Source organism: Mesorhizobium sp. M4A.F.Ca.ET.020.02.1.1, from assembly GCF_004022645.1.
Lineage (GTDB): Bacteria > Pseudomonadota > Alphaproteobacteria > Rhizobiales > Rhizobiaceae > Mesorhizobium.
In genome coordinates, this window is sequence record NZ_RZOI01001254.1 from 1 (window position 1) to 803 (window position 803).

General features: G+C 63.0%; 1 protein-coding gene. It reads right to left on the reverse strand.

Annotated features, from left to right (window positions below; genetic code table 11):
- Positions 1-81: 81 nt before the first annotated feature.
- Positions 82-678, reverse strand: a complete 597-nt coding sequence (locus EN742_RS36445; RefSeq protein WP_127405588.1) for a hypothetical protein — start codon at positions 676-678, stop codon at positions 82-84.
- Between the last annotated feature and the right edge of the window lie 125 nt (positions 679-803).

The following is an 803-nucleotide window of genomic DNA, read 5'->3' on the forward strand; positions in this document are numbered from 1 at the left end:
GGTTCCCCCCCGAAGCGCCCGAGCGGCAAGAAGCCGAGCCCGAATTAGGAGAGCGTCGCTGAAGCTAGTTCAGCGCCGCTATCAGCTGCCGCATTGGCGCAGCTGCGCGGCGTAGTCCCGGGCCATCTTCTCGGTGGCCCGCGCGTAGCTTTGCACGCCGGCGTCGCCGCGGCTGCCGCGGCCATAAGCCGTCCAGCCGAGATAGTAGGCCAGATAAAGATTGTAGGTGTCGTTGCGGGCGACGCTGAGCGTGTCGGCGGTCTTGGAATGGTACCAGCCGACGAAGTCGACGGCATCGGCAAAGCGCGTCCGGCGTGCCGCCCAATTGCCGGTCTCGCTCTGGTATTGCGACCAGGTGCCGTCGAGCGCCTGCGAGTACCCGGTGGCGCTGGACACGTGCTTCCAGGGAATGAAGCCCAGCAGCTTGGTGCGCGGCGGCCTGGCGTTGCTCTTGAAGCCGGATTCCTTGCGCACCGTCGCCATCAGCACGGGCACGGGCACGCCATATTTCTCTTCTGTGCGCTCGGCGGCCGCCTGCCAATTGTCGAACCAGCCGTCATTCTGGTCGAATACGGCGCAGACGTCGTTGATGTGGCTCGGCGGCGTCGCGCAGGCCGAAAGCGCCAACGCCAGCAGCACAGTGACAGCTACAATTTTACTAAAACTCGACCTACGCATCGGCAGACGAATAGGCCGAAAACATAAAGGGATTCTTGCGGCGTTTCTTAACGGGTGGCGACCGGCCGTCGCCGGCTTGCCAGGTGTTATGATTTCGACTCTCTATGTCGCTTTTGTCGCAATGG

Coding starts and splice junctions, on each gene's coding strand:
- EN742_RS36445 (WP_127405588.1), bottom strand. CDS start 678: ATGCGTAGGTCGAGTTTTAGTAAAATTGTAGCTGTCACTGTGCTGCTG.